Raw genomic sequence first — 15400 nt, forward strand, 5'->3', positions numbered from 1 at the left:
GGGGCGTTGCGCCGCCTGCGGTCAGCTCCCGAATCCGGAATCTGCGGGAAGCGAGATGTCGGGCTTTTCGAGCTCTTCCACATTGACGTCCTTGAACGTCATCACTCGCACATTCTTGACGAAACGGGCAGGACGGTACATGTCCCACACCCAGGCGTCGTGCATCTCGACCTCGAAGTAGACCTCGCCGTCGGAGTTGCGCACGTGCAGGTCGACCTGGTTGGCCAGGTAGAAACGGCGCTCGGTCTCCACCACGTAGGAGAACTGGCGGACGATGTCCCGGTACTCCCGGTAGAGCTGCAGCTCCATCTCGGTCTCGTACTTCTCGAGATCTTCCGCGCTCATCGCACTCCGCCTTCCATGACCACATCTTCCCCCACCGACGCCGGAGGTCGCGGCTGCTCGCCCAACGCCACGCCGACGGTACCCCCTGACACGCCGCAGCGCCCCATCGGCTCGTCCGGGCGGCCGGCGAACGCGCCGGGCGACAGCCCTGGCAGCCCGGCCACGGGCTCGGATGGCGCCCCGTCGGCGCCGGCACCCGCCGGACGGCGGGCGCGGGGAGGCCGGCCGTCCCGCCCGGAGACGGCGGCCACGTTCACGTACGAGAAGCGGTGTTCCCGGCAGGGCCCGAGCGCGCGCAGCGCGGCGCTGTGCTCGGCGGTGATGTAGCCCTTGTGCTCGGCGAACCCGTAGCCGGGGAACCGCCCGTCCAGCTCCACCATGATCCGGTCCCGGGTGACCTTCGCCAGCACGCTCGCCGCCGCCACACACGCGGCCACCCGGTCGCCCTTCCAGACCGCCAGGCCCGGCACGTCCAGCCCGTCGACGCCGAAGCCGTCGGTCAGCACGTACTCGGGGCGGGTGGTGAGCGAGGCGAGCGCCCGGCGCATCGCGGCGAGGTTGCACACGTGCAGTCCGCGCGCGTCGACCTCCTCGGCCGGGATGACGACCACGGCGTACGCCAGGGCCCGTGCCACCACCTCGTCGTGGACGCGCTCGCGGGCGGCGGCGGTGAGCAGCTTCGAGTCGGCCAGTTCGTCGATCTCACCACGCCGGCCCTCGGGCAGGATCGCGGCGGCGGCCACGAGCGGCCCGGCGCAGGCGCCGCGACCGGCCTCGTCGGCGCCCGCCACGTGCCGGAAGCCGCGCCGTTGCAGGGCCCGCTCCAGCGCGTAGAGGCCGCCGTCGCGGCGGACCACGGTGCGCGGCGGGGTCAGCACGCGCCACCTCCGGTCAGTACGGCGCCGAGCCGGCCGGGCAGGTCCGGCGGGTAGTAGCGCTCGGTGCAGGCGGCCAGCTCGGCGACCGGCCACCAGCGGTGCCCGTGCACGCTCGCCCGCTCGACGTCGTTGAAGCCCGCGGTGTCGACCTCCCAGCCCGGCACCCGGACCAGGTAGAACTGCTGCTCCTGGCGGTACCAGACGCCATCGAACGGGAACTCGACGATGTCCGACCAGACCGGCGTGCCCAGCTCGGCCGGGGCCAGCCGCAGACCGGTCTCCTCGGCCAGTTCCCGGGCGGCGCCGTCGGCCGGGGCCTCCCCCGGCTCCAGCCCGCCGCCGGGCGTGAACCAGTAGCGGTGGCCCGGCCGGGCCGGATCACTGCCCTCGAACAGCAGCACCCGGTCGGACGCGTCAACCAGCAGCACCCGGGCCGCGCGACGAGGGGTGTAGACGGTCACCGGACCAGCCTGCCAGACGCCTGTGACGAACGACCACGCCCTCCCGCCGCCGACGCCGGGCCGGCGTGCCGGAGCGTGGCGCGGACCCGCTCAGGGATTGGGGATCCCGTCGAACTGCTCGGGCACGGTGAGCCAGGTCGCACGGCTGACCGGCCAGAAGATGGTGAACGCCCGGCCGACGACCTCGCCCTCGGGGATGGTGGCGACGTTGATGTCCTCGCCCGACTGCTGCCAGTGCTCGAGCGAGTCGCCGGACGCCTCCCGGTGGTCGCCCATGACCCACAGGCGCCCCTTCGGCACGGTGATGTCGAAGTCCTGGTCGGCGGGCTTGTTGCCGGGGAAGATGAACGGCTCGTCGATCGGCTTGCCGTTGATGATCAGCCGTTCCTGGCCGCCGGTGCGGTCGCAGCAGACCACGTGATCGCCGCCGACGCCGATGACCCGCTTGATGAAGTCCTCGCCGTCGGGGTTGCCGCTCCACTCGGTGGGGGCCTTGAAGACGATCACCTCGCCCCGGTGCGGCGACCGGAAGTCGTAGACCAGCTTGTTGACAAGCACCCGATCGTCGATCTTGAGGGTGTTCTCCATGGACGGCGACGGGATGAAGAAGGTCTGCAGCACGAAGGCACGCACCAGCACCGCGACCAGGATCGCCACGCCCAGGAGGATGGGCAGCTCCTTCCAGAAGGAGCTGCGGGGCTTCTCGGTCTGCTCGTCGATCACGGGAGGAGCCTACGTCGCCCGGTGCGGCGCGGTCGCCCCGAACCCGCCAGAACGGTGAGCGTCGCCGCGACCGGAAGGATCAGGACGACTCCGCCCACCGGGTCGGGATCGACCGGGACCGGCCCGGCCGGCGCGGCCTCCGCGCGCGGCACGCTGGTGAACGTCTCCGGTACGGGCAGTGTGGTCCACCGCTGCGACGGCCAGACGATCATGAAGGCGCGGCCGACCACGTTCTCGATCGGCACCGGCCCCTGACATCGGGCGTCCTGCGAGACGAGCCGGTGGTCACCCATCACGAAGATCTGCCCCGGCGGCACCACCACCTCGGTGAACTGCCGCGACCGGCACTCCTTGGGGTTCGGCGGCAGGTCGACCGGGGAATCTTCGGAGACGTACGCCTGCTCGTCCAGCGGCACCCCGTTGACCACCACCCGGCCGTCGTCGCAGCACCAGATCTTGTCGCCCGGTACGCCGATGACGCGCTTGATGAAGTCCTTCTCGCCAGGGCGGCTGACGCCCACCAGGTCGCCGAGCGTACGGCCGACCCGGCCGGCGAAGTTCGTCGGCGGCGCGGGCGCCTCCTGGGCGACCCAGCGGTCGGTGCCCCGGAACACCACCACCTCGCCGCGGACCGGGTCGCGGACGTCGTAGACGACCTTGTTGACGAGCACCCGGTCGCCGACGAGCAGCGTGTCCTCCATCGACCCGGAGGGGATGAAGAACGCCTGGAGCAGGAAGGTGCGGATCAGCACCGCGAGGCAGAACGCCACGATCAGCAGCAGCGGCAGCTCCTGCCAGAGCGGCATCTGGCGGCGGCCACGCCGGGCTCGCCGGCGCCAGGGATCGACGGCACCGTCCTCGTCAACCATCTGCACCATGCCACTCTCCGGTCCGCGGAAACGACACTACCGCCCGGGAGTCCCCTCGGAGACCCCACGGGCGGTAGTGGACCGTTTCGCACCGTCCGGTCGCGCCCGTACCGACCAGAGTAATGCGATCCGGTCGATACGACATCCGCGCAGCTCGGGCGGCGTGGCGAACGAAAGTCAGTTCGCCGGCTGCTTCTCCCGCAGCTCCTTGATCTTGGCCTTCTTGCCGCGCAGCTCACGCAGGTAGTAGAGCTTGGCGCGACGCACGTCACCGCGGGTCACGACCTCGATCCGGTCGATGCCGGGGCCGTTGAGCGGGTAGGTCCGCTCGACGCCGACGCCGAAGCTGACCTTGCGGACCGAGAAGGTCTCGCGCAGACCGTCACCCTGGCGGCGGATGACGACGCCCTGGAAGATCTGGACCCGGGACCGGTTGCCCTCGACGACTCGCGCGTGCACCTTGACGGTGTCACCGGCACGGAAGTCGGGCAGGTCGGTACGCTTCGACTGGGCGTCAAGGGCGTCCAGGATGTTCATCGCTGCGTCCTCGTGAGGCTCACGGCGCATCGTCAGTCGATGCGCGAACGGGTGATTCTGACCCCCGGGTGGTGACCGGCGAGGCCGGCCCCGGTCGAGGGTCCTCGCAACCACCCACGGCGTGGACGGATGCGGCAACCCCTCTACTTTGCCACATGCTCCGGTGGCGAGGAAAATCCGCCCCGGTCCAGCGCCGCCCGGTCCCGCTTGTCGAGCGTCTCCGGGGGCAGCGCGCCGATCATGTCGGGGCGGCGCTGCGCCGTGCGCAGCAGCGACTCGTCGCGCCGCCAGCGGTCGATCCGGGCGTGGTCGCCGGAGCGCAGCACCTCGGGCACGTCCAGCCCGCGCCAGCTCGCCGGCTTCGTGTAGAGCGGGGCCTCCAGCAGGCCGTGCGCGTGCGACTCCTCGTCCAGCGAGCCGGCGTTGCCGAGCACACCGGGCAGCAGCCGGGTGACCGCCTCCAGGATCACCAGCACGGCCACCTCGCCGCCGAAGAGCACGTAGTCGCCGAGGGAGACCTCGGTCACCGGCATCCGGGTCGCGGCGTGGTCCAGCACCCGCTGGTCGATGCCCTCGTACCGGCCGCAGGCGAACAGCAGGTGCGACTCGGCGGCCAGCTCGTGCGCAAGGGCCTGGGTGAACGGGACGCCCGCGGGCGACGGCACGAGCAGCCGGGGCAGCGTGTGCCCGTCCGGGCTCAGCTCGTCCGGCGCCAGCGCGTCCAGCGCCTCGCCCCACGGCTCCGGCCGCATGACCATGCCGGGACCGCCGCCGTAGGGCGTGTCGTCGACGGTGCGGTGCACGTCGTGGGTCCAGGTCCGCAGATCGTGTACGGCCAGCCGCAGCGTGCCGTTCGCGCGGGCCTTGCCGATCAGCGACAGGTCCAGCGGGGCGAAGTACTCGGGGAAGATCGACACGATGTCGACGCGCATGCGGTGGGCTCCAGCTAGAGGTCGAGCAGGCCACCGGGCAGGTCGACGACGACGCGACCGCCGGCCAGATCCACCTCGGGCACTATCGCCTTGACGAACGGGACCAGCGCGGTACGCCCCTCGGGCCGCCGCAACACCAGCATGTCGGACGCGGGCGCGTGGTCGATGCGGGCCACCTCGCCCACGTGCTCCCCGTCCCGGGTGACCACGGCGAGGCCGACCAGCTGGTGGTCGTGGAACTCCTCCGGGTCCTCCGGCGGGGCCACGTCGGCGCTGTCCACGCCGAGCAGCGTGTTGCGCAGCGCCTCGGCGACGTCGCGCCCCAGCACGCCCTCGAACACGACGAGCAGGCGGCCCTGATGCCAGCGGGCCGACTCGACGGTGAGCGTCGGCGGCACCCGCCAGGCGCCGGGCTCCGACGGGGTCACCCCCGGCTCGGTGGTCAACACCGAACCGGGGGCGAACCGTGCTTCGGGCTCATCGGTGCGCACTTCCACGGTGACCTCACCGCGGATGCCGTGCGGCTTGCCGATCCGGCCGACGACGAGAAGCATCAGTACGAGTCGACGATGTCGACGCGTACCCCACGCCCGCCGATGGAGCCGATCACCTGGCGCAGCGCCTTGGCGGTCCGGCCGGACCGCCCGATCACCGTGCCGAGGTCCTCGGGGTGCACGCGGACTTCGAGGCGCTTGCCCCGACGGGAGTCGACCATGCGCACCCGGACGTCGTCCGGGTGGTCGACGATGCCCTTGACCAGGTGCTCCAGGGCGGGACGCAGTGCCATGTCAGGCCTGCTCGCCGGACTCGGCACTGGCCTGCTCCTCGGCCTTGGGGGCCTCGGCCTTCGGCTCCTCCGCCTTGGCGGCGGCCTTCTTGGCCGGCTTGGCCGGGGTGTCCGCCACGCCGGCGGCGGCCTTCGCCTCGGCCTCGTACGCCGCCTTGCGGTCGGCCCGCTCGGGGGCGACCTTCAGCGGCGGCGGCGCGGGCAGGCCCTTGAACTTCTGCCAGTCACCGGTCAGCTCCAGCAGGCGCTGCACGGCCTCGCTCGGCTGGGCGCCGACCGAGAGCCAGTACTGGACCCGCTCCGACTTGACCTCGATCACCGAAGGGTCTTCCTTCGGCTGGTACACACCGACGAACTCGATCGCGCGACCGTCACGCTTGGTACGCGAGTCGGCGATGACGATGCGGTACTGCGGGTTGCGGATCTTGCCCATCCGCAGGAGCCGGATCTTTACGGCCACAGTTGTTTCGCTCCTGTTGCGATCTCACCGGCCCGTACGGGCGGTGTGGCGGGTGAGCGCCGACCGGCACAGTGGGGTTTGGGCCGGAGACTGCTCGGTGAACTGGCGACGCGCCCGGGTTAGAGGGCGCCGGACGCGCGCCGGATACCAGCGACCCATTCTGCCAGATCCGGCCCCGAACACTCACACCGGACCCGGGCACCACGCCCGGGGCGGGCCGGGTCGTGACGGAGGACACCGGTTCAGCGCACCGGCGGGCGGTCCCACCCGGGCGGAAATTCGTTCGGTACGTCCCATTCCGCGGGTGGGGTGAAGTCGCACCAGGTGCCGTCGAACGGGAACTCCCCCGCCTCGGCGATCCGGATCACCCGCTCGCCCTCGGCGCGTACCGCCTTCTCGTCGGTCACCCAGTAGTGCTCCGGGAACGCCAGCCGCTCGGCGAACTCGTCCTCGTCCTTCCACTCCCAGCTCAGGTCCGGGTGGACCACGACGTCGAGGTCCTGGTCGATCATGTCGACGCCGGCCACCGCGCTGTCGTCCCAGCGGACGCCGGGCTCCTCCAGGTTCACGTACCAGTTCTGGAAGCGGCCGTCGGCGTCACGGAACCACCAGACCGAGTGGGCCGCGCCGGTGGGCAGGAACTTCAGCACCGGCGGGCCGTTCCACCGCCCCCGGGAGAGCCGGTAGGACGACGTCACCCACTCGGCGAACGGCACGGCGCGCATGCCCAGGCCGGCCGCTGTCACCTCGTACGCGACGGGCGTGCCCCGGGGCACCCAGAGCAGCAGCCCGCGCTCGTCGTCGGAGACCACGCGGGCCGACCGGACCCAGCCGATCCGGCCGTGCCGGACGTTCCGGTGCATGATCAGCCGCCCCGGCTCGAACCGCACACTCACCCCCGCCGTCGTGTTAACAAGGGCCCCCGCCTATGCAGAATGCGTTAAGAGGGGGCCCTTCCTTACACCTCAGTACGCGCGGGCGAGGATCGCCACCAGGTCGGGCTCGTCCTCCGAGTCCGGCACCGAGCCGTCGGCGCGCACCAGGCAGCGGACCGTCACGCCCTGGCCGTTCGCCTCGGCCTCACCCTCGACGCCGACCGCCGACCACGGCACCCGCGCCCAGCCGGTGGCGGACGCCTCGATCGCCTCGGCCAGCGTCGACACCTCGACGGTGCGGGACCGGCGGAACTCCAGCGCCTGGTCGTGCAGCGCCCGTTGGTCGGCCTCCAGCGCGGCCACCACCGCGCCGACCAAGTCGGCGACCGGCGTCGGGGCCTTCGAGCCGTCCGTACGCCGGACCACGACCGCGTTGCCGGCGGCCAGGTCACGCGGGCCGACCTCGACGCGGACCGGGTAGCCGCGCAGCTCGGCGTCGACGGCGCGGCGGCCGAACGCGGTGTCGGTGCGGTCGTCCAGCGCCACCCGCACCCCGGCGTCACGCAGCGCGTCGTGGAGCTTCCGGGCCGCCTCGGCAGGGCCGCCCGGGCCCTCGCCGTCCTTGACGACCATCACGTACGCCTGGACCGGCGCCAGCTTCGGCGGCACCCGCAGCCCGTTGTCGTCGCCGTGGCACATGATCAGGCCGCCGAGCATCCGGGTGGACGTGCCCCAGGAGGTCGTCCACGCGTGTTCCCGGCCACCCTCGGCCGAGGAGTAGCTGATGTCGAACGCCTTGGCGAAGTTCTGGCCCAGCTCGTGGCTGGTGCCCAGCTGCAGCGCCTTGCCGTCGCCCATCATGCCCTCGCACGTGTACGTGGCGGTGGCGCCGGCGAAGCGCTCCCGGGCGGTCTTCAGGCCGACCACCACCGGGATGCCGAGCACGTTGACCATCAGGTCCTCGTACGCCTCGTGCAGGATCCGCCGCGCGTAGGCGCGCGCGTCCTCGCGGGTGGCGTGCGCGGTGTGCCCCTCCTGCCAGAGGAACTCGCTGGTACGCAGGAAGATCCGCGGGCGCAGCTCCCACCGGACCACGTTGGCCCACTGGTTGAGCAGCAGCGGCAGGTCGCGGTACGAGTCGATCCACTTGGCCATGAACTCGCCGATGACCGTCTCGCTCGTGGGGCGCACCACCACCGGCTCGGCGAGCTGCTTGCCGCCACCGTGCGTGACCACCGCCAGCTCCGGCGAGAAGCCCTCGACGTGCTCGGCCTCCCGCTTGAGGTAGCTCTCCGGGATGAACAGCGGGAAGTACGCGTTCTCCGCGCCCGCCGCCTTGATCCGGGCGTCCATCTCGGCCTGCATCCGCTCCCAGATGGCGTAGCCGGCCGGTCGGATCACCATGGTCCCCCGGACCGGGCCGTTGTCGGCCAGCTTCGCCTTGGCGATCAGGTCCTGGTACCAGCGGGGAAAGTCCTCCGCACGGGGAGTGAGCACGCGTGCCATGACCGCACATCCTATGCGTCCCGTGACGGGCCGGCGCAGCCGGGCGCGCCCCCCACTACCATCTGCCGTCATGCTCCTCCCCACCCCCGACCCGGCGCCGGTCCTGGCCCCGCTCGCCGCCCGCTGGGTGGCCTGGGTGGCCGCCCACCGCCAGCCGGTCAACCCGCTCAAGGACACCACCGGCCGGCACGGCGGGCGTCACCAGCCCGACGACGTGTGGTTCCTCGCGGGCACGCAGGGCGGCGGGGTCGCCCGGCGTTGCGTGGTGCCGGCGGGCCGCCCCCTGTTCTTCCCGGCGATCTGCTGCTGGCGGGTCGGCCGCCGGGACGACCCGGTCCCGCCGATGCCCCATGCCGAAGGGCACGCCGAGCTGGACGGGGTCGCGGTGCCGGTGCACCCGGCGGGCTCACCCGCCTCGTTCCCGGTGCGGGGGTTCTTCAACAACGTCGTCACCGCGTGGCCGTGGCCGGTACACGTCTCCTGCTGGGGCCTGTGGGGCCTGGTGCCGCCGCCCGCGCCGGGGACGCACCACCTGACCTTCGGCGGCCACGACGGCGGGCCGTTCCGGGTCGAGGCGGAGTACGAACTCGTGGTGCGCTGAGCGGCGACCGTAGACTTCGATCATCATGCCTAAGCCGAGGAACGTCACGCCGGTGCGTGGCACGATCGTCGACGCCGCACGGTCGCTGACCGTCACGACGGGTTGGGCCGGGGTCCGGATGGGTGCGGTCGCGAGCGCGGCCGGGGTGAGCCGGCAGACGGTCTACAACGAGTTCGGCACCAAGGCGGGCCTGGGCGAGGCGCTGGCCCGGCACGAGGTGGACCGGTTCGTCGGCCAGGTCCGGTCCGCGCTGGACGAGCACGACTCCGACGTGCGTGCGGCCGCGTACGCGGCGATCCACCGCACCCTCGCCTCGGCCGCCGAGAACCCGCTGGTGAGGGCGGTCCTGACCAGCACGCCGGGCGGCTCGGAGGAGCTGTTGCCCTATCTGACCACCCGGTCCGAGCTGGTGCTCGCCGAGGCCGCGAGGGCGCTGCTGGAGTGGACCGGTGAACGCCTGCCCGACGCCGACCCGGCGGCCCTGGCGTTCGCGGCGGACAGCGTCGTACGCCTGGTGGTGAGCCACATCGTGCTGCCCGGCGGCCCGGTCGACGAGACCGCCGACCGGCTGGCCGGCCTGGCGGTCCGCCTGTTCCTGACGGCGGCCACGACCCGCTAGGCCGGCCGACGGCGGCAATCGGCCAGCGGACGGCCGGCCCGTCAGCGGACGACGCGGCCGCGCAGCACGATCCGGCTGGGTGCCCGGACCACGCGCAGGTCGCGGCGCGGATCCTCGGGGTAGACCACCAGGTCGGCGAGGCCGCCCTCGACCAGCCCGGGGAAGCCGAGCCACTCCCGGGCCCGCCAGGAGGCGGCGGCGAGCACGTCCGGGGCGGACATGCCGGCCTGCTCGTGCAGCAGCATCATCTCCTCGGCCGCGAGCCCGTGGTCGATGCCGCCGCCCGCGTCGGTCCCGACGTAGATCGGCACGCCCGCCTCGTGCGCGGCGCGCACCACCTCGGGGAAGCGGTCGCGTAGCGCGAGCATGTGGTCGGCGTACCCGGGGAACTTGGGCCGGGCCTGCTCCGCGATGTGACCGAACGTCCGAATGTTGATCATCGTGGGGACCAGCGCGGTGCCCTGCCGGGCCATCAGGTCGATCAGGTCGAGGCTCAGCCCGGTGCCGTGCTCCACCGAGTCCACCCCGGCCCGCACCATGATCTCCACGGCCGACTCGGAGAACGTGTGCACCGCCGCGCGTACCCCGGCGGCGTGTGCGGCGGCGACCGCCGCGGTCATGGTGTCGGCGTCCCAGGCCGGCGCCAGGTCGCCCACTCCCCTGTCGATCCAGTCGCCGACCAGCTTGACCCAGCCGTTGCCGGCCGCGGCCTGCGCGGCCACCGCCGCGGCGACCTCCGCCGCGCCGACCTCCACGCCGATGTCGCGCAGGTAGCGCTTCGGCGGGGCGACGTGGCGGCCCGCGCGGGCCAGTCGCGGCAGGTCCGGCTCGTCCTCCAGTTCGGGGTACGGGTACGGCGACCCGGCGTCCCGGATCGCCAGCACGCCCGCGTCCCGGTCGGTCCGGGCCAGCTCTCGCGCCTGGTCGAGGGAGGTGATCGGGCTGCCGCCGCGGGCGATGCCGATGTGGCAGTGCGCGTCGGTCAGGCCGGGCAGCACGAAGCCGCCGTCGGCCACCGTCTCGGCGCCGGGCACCGGTTCGAATGTGACCCGGTCGCCGACCAGCCAGACGTCCCGGACCTCGTCGTCGGGAAGGAACACACCGCGCACGTGCAGAGCAGCCATGTGCACAGTCCTACCCGATCAGTCCTCCTCGCCGGCGAGCAGGTCGTCGCGGCGCGCGGTCAGCGCCGGCAGGTCGACCGAGACCTTCCAGGGCCGCTCGGTGACGAACAGGTCCTCGGCCTGACTGACCTGCTTGTACTCGCGATTGGCGCCGAGCACGTACTCGGTCAGCGTGATCTTCTCCTTGACCGGGTCGAGCACCCAGTAGGAGCGGACACCGGCGTGCGCGTAGACCCTGGCCTTGTCGTACATGTCGCGGAAGGTGGAGGTCGGCGAGATGACCTCGACGGCGAGCACAGCGTCCTCGACCGGCAGCGGGCTCCGGTTGGCGTTACCCCGCACGACCGCGACGACGTCCGGCCGAGGCTCGTTACGGCGGTCGACCCGCATCGACAGATCGATCCCGACCTGGTACTCCTTCGGGCAGTTCACGCGGAGCGCGAGCAGCAACTCGACGCACATGTCCTGGTGCAGCAGAGTGGGCGACGGCACGATCAACCTTCCGTTGATCAGTTCGTACGGAAGGTCCTTGGGCAGCTCGCCCAGGTCGTCGACCGTCCACTCGTGCCGCTCCGGCAGGATCGGGGCCGCGGTCATTGACATCTCCTTCCAGGGGGCGACATCACTTTAAGAGACAGCGATGTCGCCCACCGTCACCGACACGCTAGCGAGGGCCCTTGTCGCCGCCCTTGCCGAGCTTGTTGAAGTCGATCTTCGGGAGCTTGAAGCCCGGCGGCAGGCCCTGCCCACCGGCCAGGTCGCCCGGGTCCAGGCCCGGCGGCAGCTGCGGCATCCCGCCCGGGAAGCCGCCCGGCATCCCGGCGCCGGTACGCGGCCGTCCGCCGCCCTTGGTGCCCTTACGCTTGTTCTTCGGCGACTTGGTCGCCTTGCGCCGGCCACCGCCGGGCAGGCCCATCATGCCGCCCATCTGCTTCATCATCTTCTGCGCGTCGGTGAAGCGGTTGAGCAGCTGGTTGACGTCCATGACGGTGACGCCGGAGCCGTTCGCGATCCGGGCCCGGCGGGAGCCGTTGATGATCTTCGGGTTGGTGCGCTCGGCCGGGGTCATCGACCTGATGATCGCGGTGACCCGGTCGAAGTGCTTGTCGTCCAGCTCGGCGAGCTGGTCCTTCATCTGCCCCATGCCCGGCATCATGGCCAGCACGTTGGCGATCGGGCCCATCCGCCGGACCGCGATGAGCTGATCGAGGAAGTCCTCCAGCGTGAAGGTCTCCCCGCCCATCAGCTTGGCGGTCATCTTCTCCTTCTGATCGGAGTCGAAGGCCGCCTCGGCCTGCTCGATCAGGGTGAGGACGTCGCCCATGCCGAGGATCCGGCTGGCCATCCGGTCCGGGTGGAAGACGTCGAAGTCCTCCAGCTTCTCGCCGGTGGAGGCGAAGAGGATCGGCTGGCCGGTCACCTCGCGGACGGAGAGCGCGGCGCCACCGCGGGCGTCGCCGTCGAGCTTGGACAGCACCACGCCGGTGATGCCGACGCCGTCGCGGAACGCCTCGGCGGTGCGCACCGCGTCCTGGCCGACCATCGCGTCGATGACGAAGATGACCTCGTCGGGCTGGACCGCGTCGCGGATGTTCGCGGCCTGCTGCATCATCTCGGTGTCGATACCGAGCCGGCCGGCGGTGTCGACGATGACGATGTCCCGGGCGGCGCGGCGGGCGTGCTCGATCGAGTCGCGGGCCACCTGCACCGGGTCACCGACGCCGTTGCCGGGCGCCGGGGCGTACACCTCGACCCCGGCCCGGCCACCGAGCACCTGGAGCTGCCCGACGGCGTTGGGACGCTGGAGGTCGGCGGCGACGAGCAGCGGCTGGTGGCCCTGGCCCTTGAGCCAGCGGGCCAGCTTGCCGGCGAGCGTGGTCTTACCGGAACCCTGGAGGCCGGCCAGCATGATCACGGTCGGCGGGTGCTTGGCGAACTGGAGCCGCCGTCCCTCGCCGCCGAGGACCTTGATCAGCTCCTCGTTGACGATCTTGACGATCTGCTGAGCCGGGTTGAGCGCCTGGGAGACCTCGGCGCCGCGCGCCCGCTCCTTGACGTTCGCGATGAAGCCCTTGACCACCGGCAGGGCGACGTCGGCCTCCAGCAACGCCATCCGGATCTCGCGCGCGGTGGCGTCGATGTCGGCGTCGGTGAGCCGGCCCTTGCCGCGTAGCTTGGTGAAGATCCCGGACAGGCGGTCACTCAAGGTGTCAAACACGCGAACATCCCGTTTGTCGTTTTCGGCGGGCACATGCTGCCGGGCCGGTGGTCCAGCCCACCGTTAGGGTAGCCCGCCGCCCGCACCCCCGCTCCGGCCCGGCCGTCCACGGGCCCGCACCGCTCGTCGGCGGGGTGTTAACAGGGGCCCCTTCCTCTACCGGAGGCGTTAACAGGGGGCCCTTCCTTACACGGAGCCCAGCACGGCGGCCTCGATCCGCGCCCGTTCCTCGTCCGGGGGCCAGCCGCCGACCAGGTAGAACGCGTCCACCACGTCGCCGCCGAGCGTCGAGATCCGGGCCGCCCGCACCTGGGCGCCGGCCTCGTCCAGCGCGCAGGTCACCCGGTACAGCAGCCCGGCCGCGTCGGCGGCCCGCAACTCCAGCAGGACCGCGTCGGTGGCCGCCTCCCGGTGCCACACCACCCGGGGTGCGGCGCCCTGGCTGCGGGCGGCCAGCGCCCGGCCACGCAGCCGCTGGATGACCGAGACGTCGCCGCCGACCGCGCGGCGCAGGTCGGCGCTGAGCGCGATCGGGTCCGGGGCCAGCCCGTAGCGCGGCTGCACCCGGCACTCGACAAGGGCCCGGCCGTCGACTGTGGCGGCGTCCGCGGAGATCACCTCCAGGCGGTGCAGCGCCAGGCACCCGGCCACCGTCGCGAGCAGCCCGCGCCGATCGGCGGCGGCGACCGACACCCGATCCTCCCGCAGGTGTACGACAGGCAGCGGCCCGGCCACGAGCACCGGGTCCGGGGCCGGCGGGGCGGGCACCACGCCGGTGTCCAGCGTGGTCCGCACCCGGCTCACCAACTCGGCGATCAGCCGGCCCTTCCAGCCGGACCAGGCGGCCGGGCCGGTGGCGGCGGCGTCGGCGCGAACCAGGGCGTGCAGCAGTTCCAGCGTGCCGGTGTCACCGACGCGCTCGGCGACCCCGGCGACGGTCTTCGGGTCGGACAGGTCGCGCCGGGTCGCCACGTCGGGCAGCAGCAGGTGCAGCCGGACCAGCGTCCCGATGAGCGCCGCCTCGTCCGGCGGCAGCCCGATCCGGGTGGCGACCGCCTCGGCCAGCGGCGCACCGACCACGGAGTGGTCGCCTTCCAGCCCCTTGCCGATGTCGTGCAGGAACGCGCCGAGCAGCAGCAGGTCGGGGCGTTCCACGTCGCGGGTGTGCCGGCTGGCCTCGTACGCGGTCTGCACGAGGTGCCGGTCGAGCGTGAACCGGTGCACCGGGTTGTGCTGGGGCAGGCTGCGCATCCGGGTCCACTCGGGCAGCCAGCGGTCGATCAGCCCGTACCTGTCGCAGGTCTCCCAGGCGGGCACCAGGCCGGGACCGGCCCCGAGCAGGGTGATCAGCGCGGCCCGGGCCGCCGGTGGCCACGGCGCGGGCAGCGGTGGGCAGTACGCGGCCAGCCACTCGCAGGTGGCGCGCGCGATGGGCAGCCGGGTGGTGGCGGCAGCGGCGGCCACCCGCAGTGACAGGCTCGGGTCGGGGCGGGCCCCGATGGCGGTACGGGCGAGCACCAGTTCGCCGTCCTGCTCCACCACGTCCCGGGCGACCGGGCGGCGCAGCGGGCGGCCCGGGGCGGCGCGGTGCCGGCCGGAACGGAGCCGGTCGGCGGCGCGCCAGGCGTCGTCCAGGGCGTGGCTGACGGTGCGGGCGTCGCCGGCCACCAGCCGCAGGAGCGCGTCGCCGTCCTCGGCGCCGAGCAGCCGCGCCACGCCGTCGCGCTCCTGCGCCACCAGGCGGTCGACCCGCCGGCCCACCTGCTGGTGCAGCGCGTCGCGGGTGTCCAGCAGCCGCCGGTGCGCGGCGTACACGGCCGGGCGGAGCGCGTCGGTGACCCCGGCGGTGGCGATGGCCCGCAGGATGCCCACGTCCCGCAGCCCGCCGGCCGCCTCCTTGAGGTCCCCTTCGAGCAGGAACGCCAGCTCGCCGTGCGCCTCCCACCGGGCGGCGGTGATCTCGCGCAGGCCGGGGAGCTGGCGGATCGCGGTCCGCCGCCAGTGGTCGGTGGCGGTCCGGGCGAGCTGGTCGGTCAGGGCCGGGTCGCCGGCCACGTGCCGGGCGTCGAGCAGGCCGAGGGCGACCTTGACGTCGTCCTGGGCCACCGACAGCGCCTCGGCGACGGTACGCACCGAGTGGTCCAGCCGCAGCCCGGCGTCCCAGATCGGATACCAGAGCGACGCGGCCAGCTCGTCGATGCCGGGTACCCCGGCGTGCAGCAGCACCAGGTCGAGGTCGCCGTAGGGGGCGCACTGCCGGCGGCCCAGCCCGCCCACCGCCACCAGCGCGACTCCGTCCCGGGCCGGGAAGGTCCGGCGCAGCCAGGCCTCGAGCGCCTCGGCCCGCGCGATCCGGGCCGGCTCACCGATGCCGCCGGGTACGCCGACGACCTCGTTGACCACGGGCACGTCGTCCCCGGTGGGGGCGGCGGCCGTGGTCAACGAGGTCATGTCAGCGGGTTCGG

18 protein-coding genes are annotated in these 15400 nt (G+C 72.8%); 2 read left to right on the forward strand and 16 right to left on the reverse strand.

Features of this window, described 5'->3' with window-relative positions:
* Window positions 1–21 precede the first annotated feature (21 nt).
* The 12 genes from AB0C17_RS01560 to proS all read right to left on the reverse strand — a co-directional run bounded on the left by AB0C17_RS01560 (window position 22) and on the right by proS (window position 8373).
* On the reverse strand, window positions 22–345 hold the full coding sequence (locus AB0C17_RS01560; RefSeq protein ID WP_011905215.1) for a DUF2469 domain-containing protein: 324 nt from the start codon (window positions 343–345) through the stop codon (window positions 22–24).
* Window positions 342–1223 carry a ribonuclease HII gene (locus tag AB0C17_RS01565; RefSeq protein WP_357390568.1) on the reverse strand — a complete coding sequence of 294 codons (882 nt, stop codon included), beginning with the start codon at window positions 1221–1223 and terminating at the stop codon, window positions 342–344. The genes AB0C17_RS01560 and AB0C17_RS01565 overlap by 4 nt, the downstream gene beginning before the upstream one ends.
* Window positions 1217–1684, reverse strand: a complete 468-nt coding sequence (locus AB0C17_RS01570; RefSeq protein WP_357390566.1) for an NUDIX hydrolase — start codon at window positions 1682–1684, stop codon at window positions 1217–1219. The genes AB0C17_RS01565 and AB0C17_RS01570 overlap by 7 nt, the downstream gene beginning before the upstream one ends.
* A 90-nt stretch (window positions 1685–1774) precedes the next feature.
* Window positions 1775–2407 carry a signal peptidase I gene (gene lepB / locus AB0C17_RS01575; RefSeq protein WP_357390564.1) on the reverse strand — a complete coding sequence of 211 codons (633 nt, stop codon included), beginning with the start codon at window positions 2405–2407 and terminating at the stop codon, window positions 1775–1777.
* Entirely contained in the window at window positions 2404–3285 is an 882-nt protein-coding gene (gene lepB, locus AB0C17_RS01580; RefSeq protein WP_357390562.1) for a signal peptidase I, read from the reverse strand. The genes lepB (AB0C17_RS01575) and lepB (AB0C17_RS01580) overlap by 4 nt, the downstream gene beginning before the upstream one ends.
* Window positions 3286–3453: 168 nt before the next feature.
* Complete coding sequence (gene rplS / locus AB0C17_RS01585) at window positions 3454–3813, reverse strand: 50S ribosomal protein L19 (protein WP_013284591.1); 360 nt, start codon at window positions 3811–3813, stop codon at window positions 3454–3456.
* A gap of 143 nt (window positions 3814–3956) precedes the next feature.
* Window positions 3957–4745, reverse strand: coding sequence for a tRNA (guanosine(37)-N1)-methyltransferase TrmD (gene trmD, locus AB0C17_RS01590; protein ID WP_357390559.1), 789 nt, complete (start codon window positions 4743–4745; stop codon window positions 3957–3959).
* A gap of 14 nt (window positions 4746–4759) precedes the next feature.
* A complete protein-coding gene (gene rimM / locus AB0C17_RS01595) occupies window positions 4760–5299 on the reverse strand; it encodes a ribosome maturation factor RimM (protein ID WP_357390557.1) in 540 nt (179 codons plus the stop codon).
* Window positions 5299–5559, reverse strand: coding sequence for an RNA-binding protein (locus AB0C17_RS01600; RefSeq protein WP_030500803.1), 261 nt, complete (start codon window positions 5557–5559; stop codon window positions 5299–5301). The genes rimM and AB0C17_RS01600 overlap by 1 nt, the downstream gene beginning before the upstream one ends.
* Entirely contained in the window at window positions 5534–5992 is a 459-nt protein-coding gene (rpsP, locus tag AB0C17_RS01605) for a 30S ribosomal protein S16 (protein ID WP_357390555.1), read from the reverse strand. The genes AB0C17_RS01600 and rpsP overlap by 26 nt, the downstream gene beginning before the upstream one ends.
* 242 nt (window positions 5993–6234) lie before the next feature.
* Window positions 6235–6882 (reverse strand): DUF402 domain-containing protein, encoded by a 648-nt coding sequence (locus AB0C17_RS01610; RefSeq protein WP_357390576.1) that lies wholly within the window; start codon window positions 6880–6882, stop codon window positions 6235–6237.
* Between the two features lie 75 nt (window positions 6883–6957).
* The gene (gene proS / locus AB0C17_RS01615; protein ID WP_357390553.1) at window positions 6958–8373 is read right to left on the reverse strand and encodes a proline--tRNA ligase; all 1416 of its coding nucleotides are present in this window, start codon (window positions 8371–8373) and stop codon (window positions 6958–6960) included.
* 70 nt (window positions 8374–8443) lie between these two features.
* On the opposite strand from proS, the gene AB0C17_RS01620 reads away from it, so the two are divergent.
* Together AB0C17_RS01620 and AB0C17_RS01625 are read left to right on the forward strand one after the other, a co-directional pair.
* Complete coding sequence (locus tag AB0C17_RS01620) at window positions 8444–8974, forward strand: hypothetical protein (RefSeq protein ID WP_357390551.1); 531 nt, start codon at window positions 8444–8446, stop codon at window positions 8972–8974.
* Between the two features lie 25 nt (window positions 8975–8999).
* Window positions 9000–9593 carry a TetR family transcriptional regulator gene (locus AB0C17_RS01625; RefSeq protein ID WP_357467281.1) on the forward strand — a complete coding sequence of 198 codons (594 nt, stop codon included), beginning with the start codon at window positions 9000–9002 and terminating at the stop codon, window positions 9591–9593.
* Window positions 9594–9634: 41 nt separating this feature from the next.
* Here the strand turns inward: AB0C17_RS01625 and AB0C17_RS01630 are convergent, their stop codons facing one another.
* The 4 genes from AB0C17_RS01630 to AB0C17_RS01645 all read right to left on the reverse strand — a co-directional run bounded on the left by AB0C17_RS01630 (window position 9635) and on the right by AB0C17_RS01645 (window position 15386).
* Window positions 9635–10717, reverse strand: coding sequence for an amidohydrolase family protein (locus tag AB0C17_RS01630; RefSeq protein ID WP_357390548.1), 1083 nt, complete (start codon window positions 10715–10717; stop codon window positions 9635–9637).
* A gap of 18 nt (window positions 10718–10735) precedes the next feature.
* A complete protein-coding gene (locus AB0C17_RS01635; RefSeq protein WP_357390546.1) occupies window positions 10736–11314 on the reverse strand; it encodes a Uma2 family endonuclease in 579 nt (192 codons plus the stop codon).
* A 67-nt stretch (window positions 11315–11381) separates the two neighbouring features.
* Window positions 11382–12935 (reverse strand): signal recognition particle protein, encoded by a 1554-nt coding sequence (gene ffh, locus AB0C17_RS01640; RefSeq protein WP_357390544.1) that lies wholly within the window; start codon window positions 12933–12935, stop codon window positions 11382–11384.
* A gap of 186 nt (window positions 12936–13121) precedes the next feature.
* On the reverse strand, window positions 13122–15386 hold the full coding sequence (locus tag AB0C17_RS01645) for a [protein-PII] uridylyltransferase (RefSeq protein ID WP_357476248.1): 2265 nt from the start codon (window positions 15384–15386) through the stop codon (window positions 13122–13124).
* Between the last annotated feature and the right edge of the window lie 14 nt (window positions 15387–15400).

This window comes from Micromonospora sp. NPDC048887, assembly GCF_040649715.1.
In the GTDB taxonomy this organism is placed as follows: domain Bacteria; phylum Actinomycetota; class Actinomycetes; order Mycobacteriales; family Micromonosporaceae; genus Micromonospora.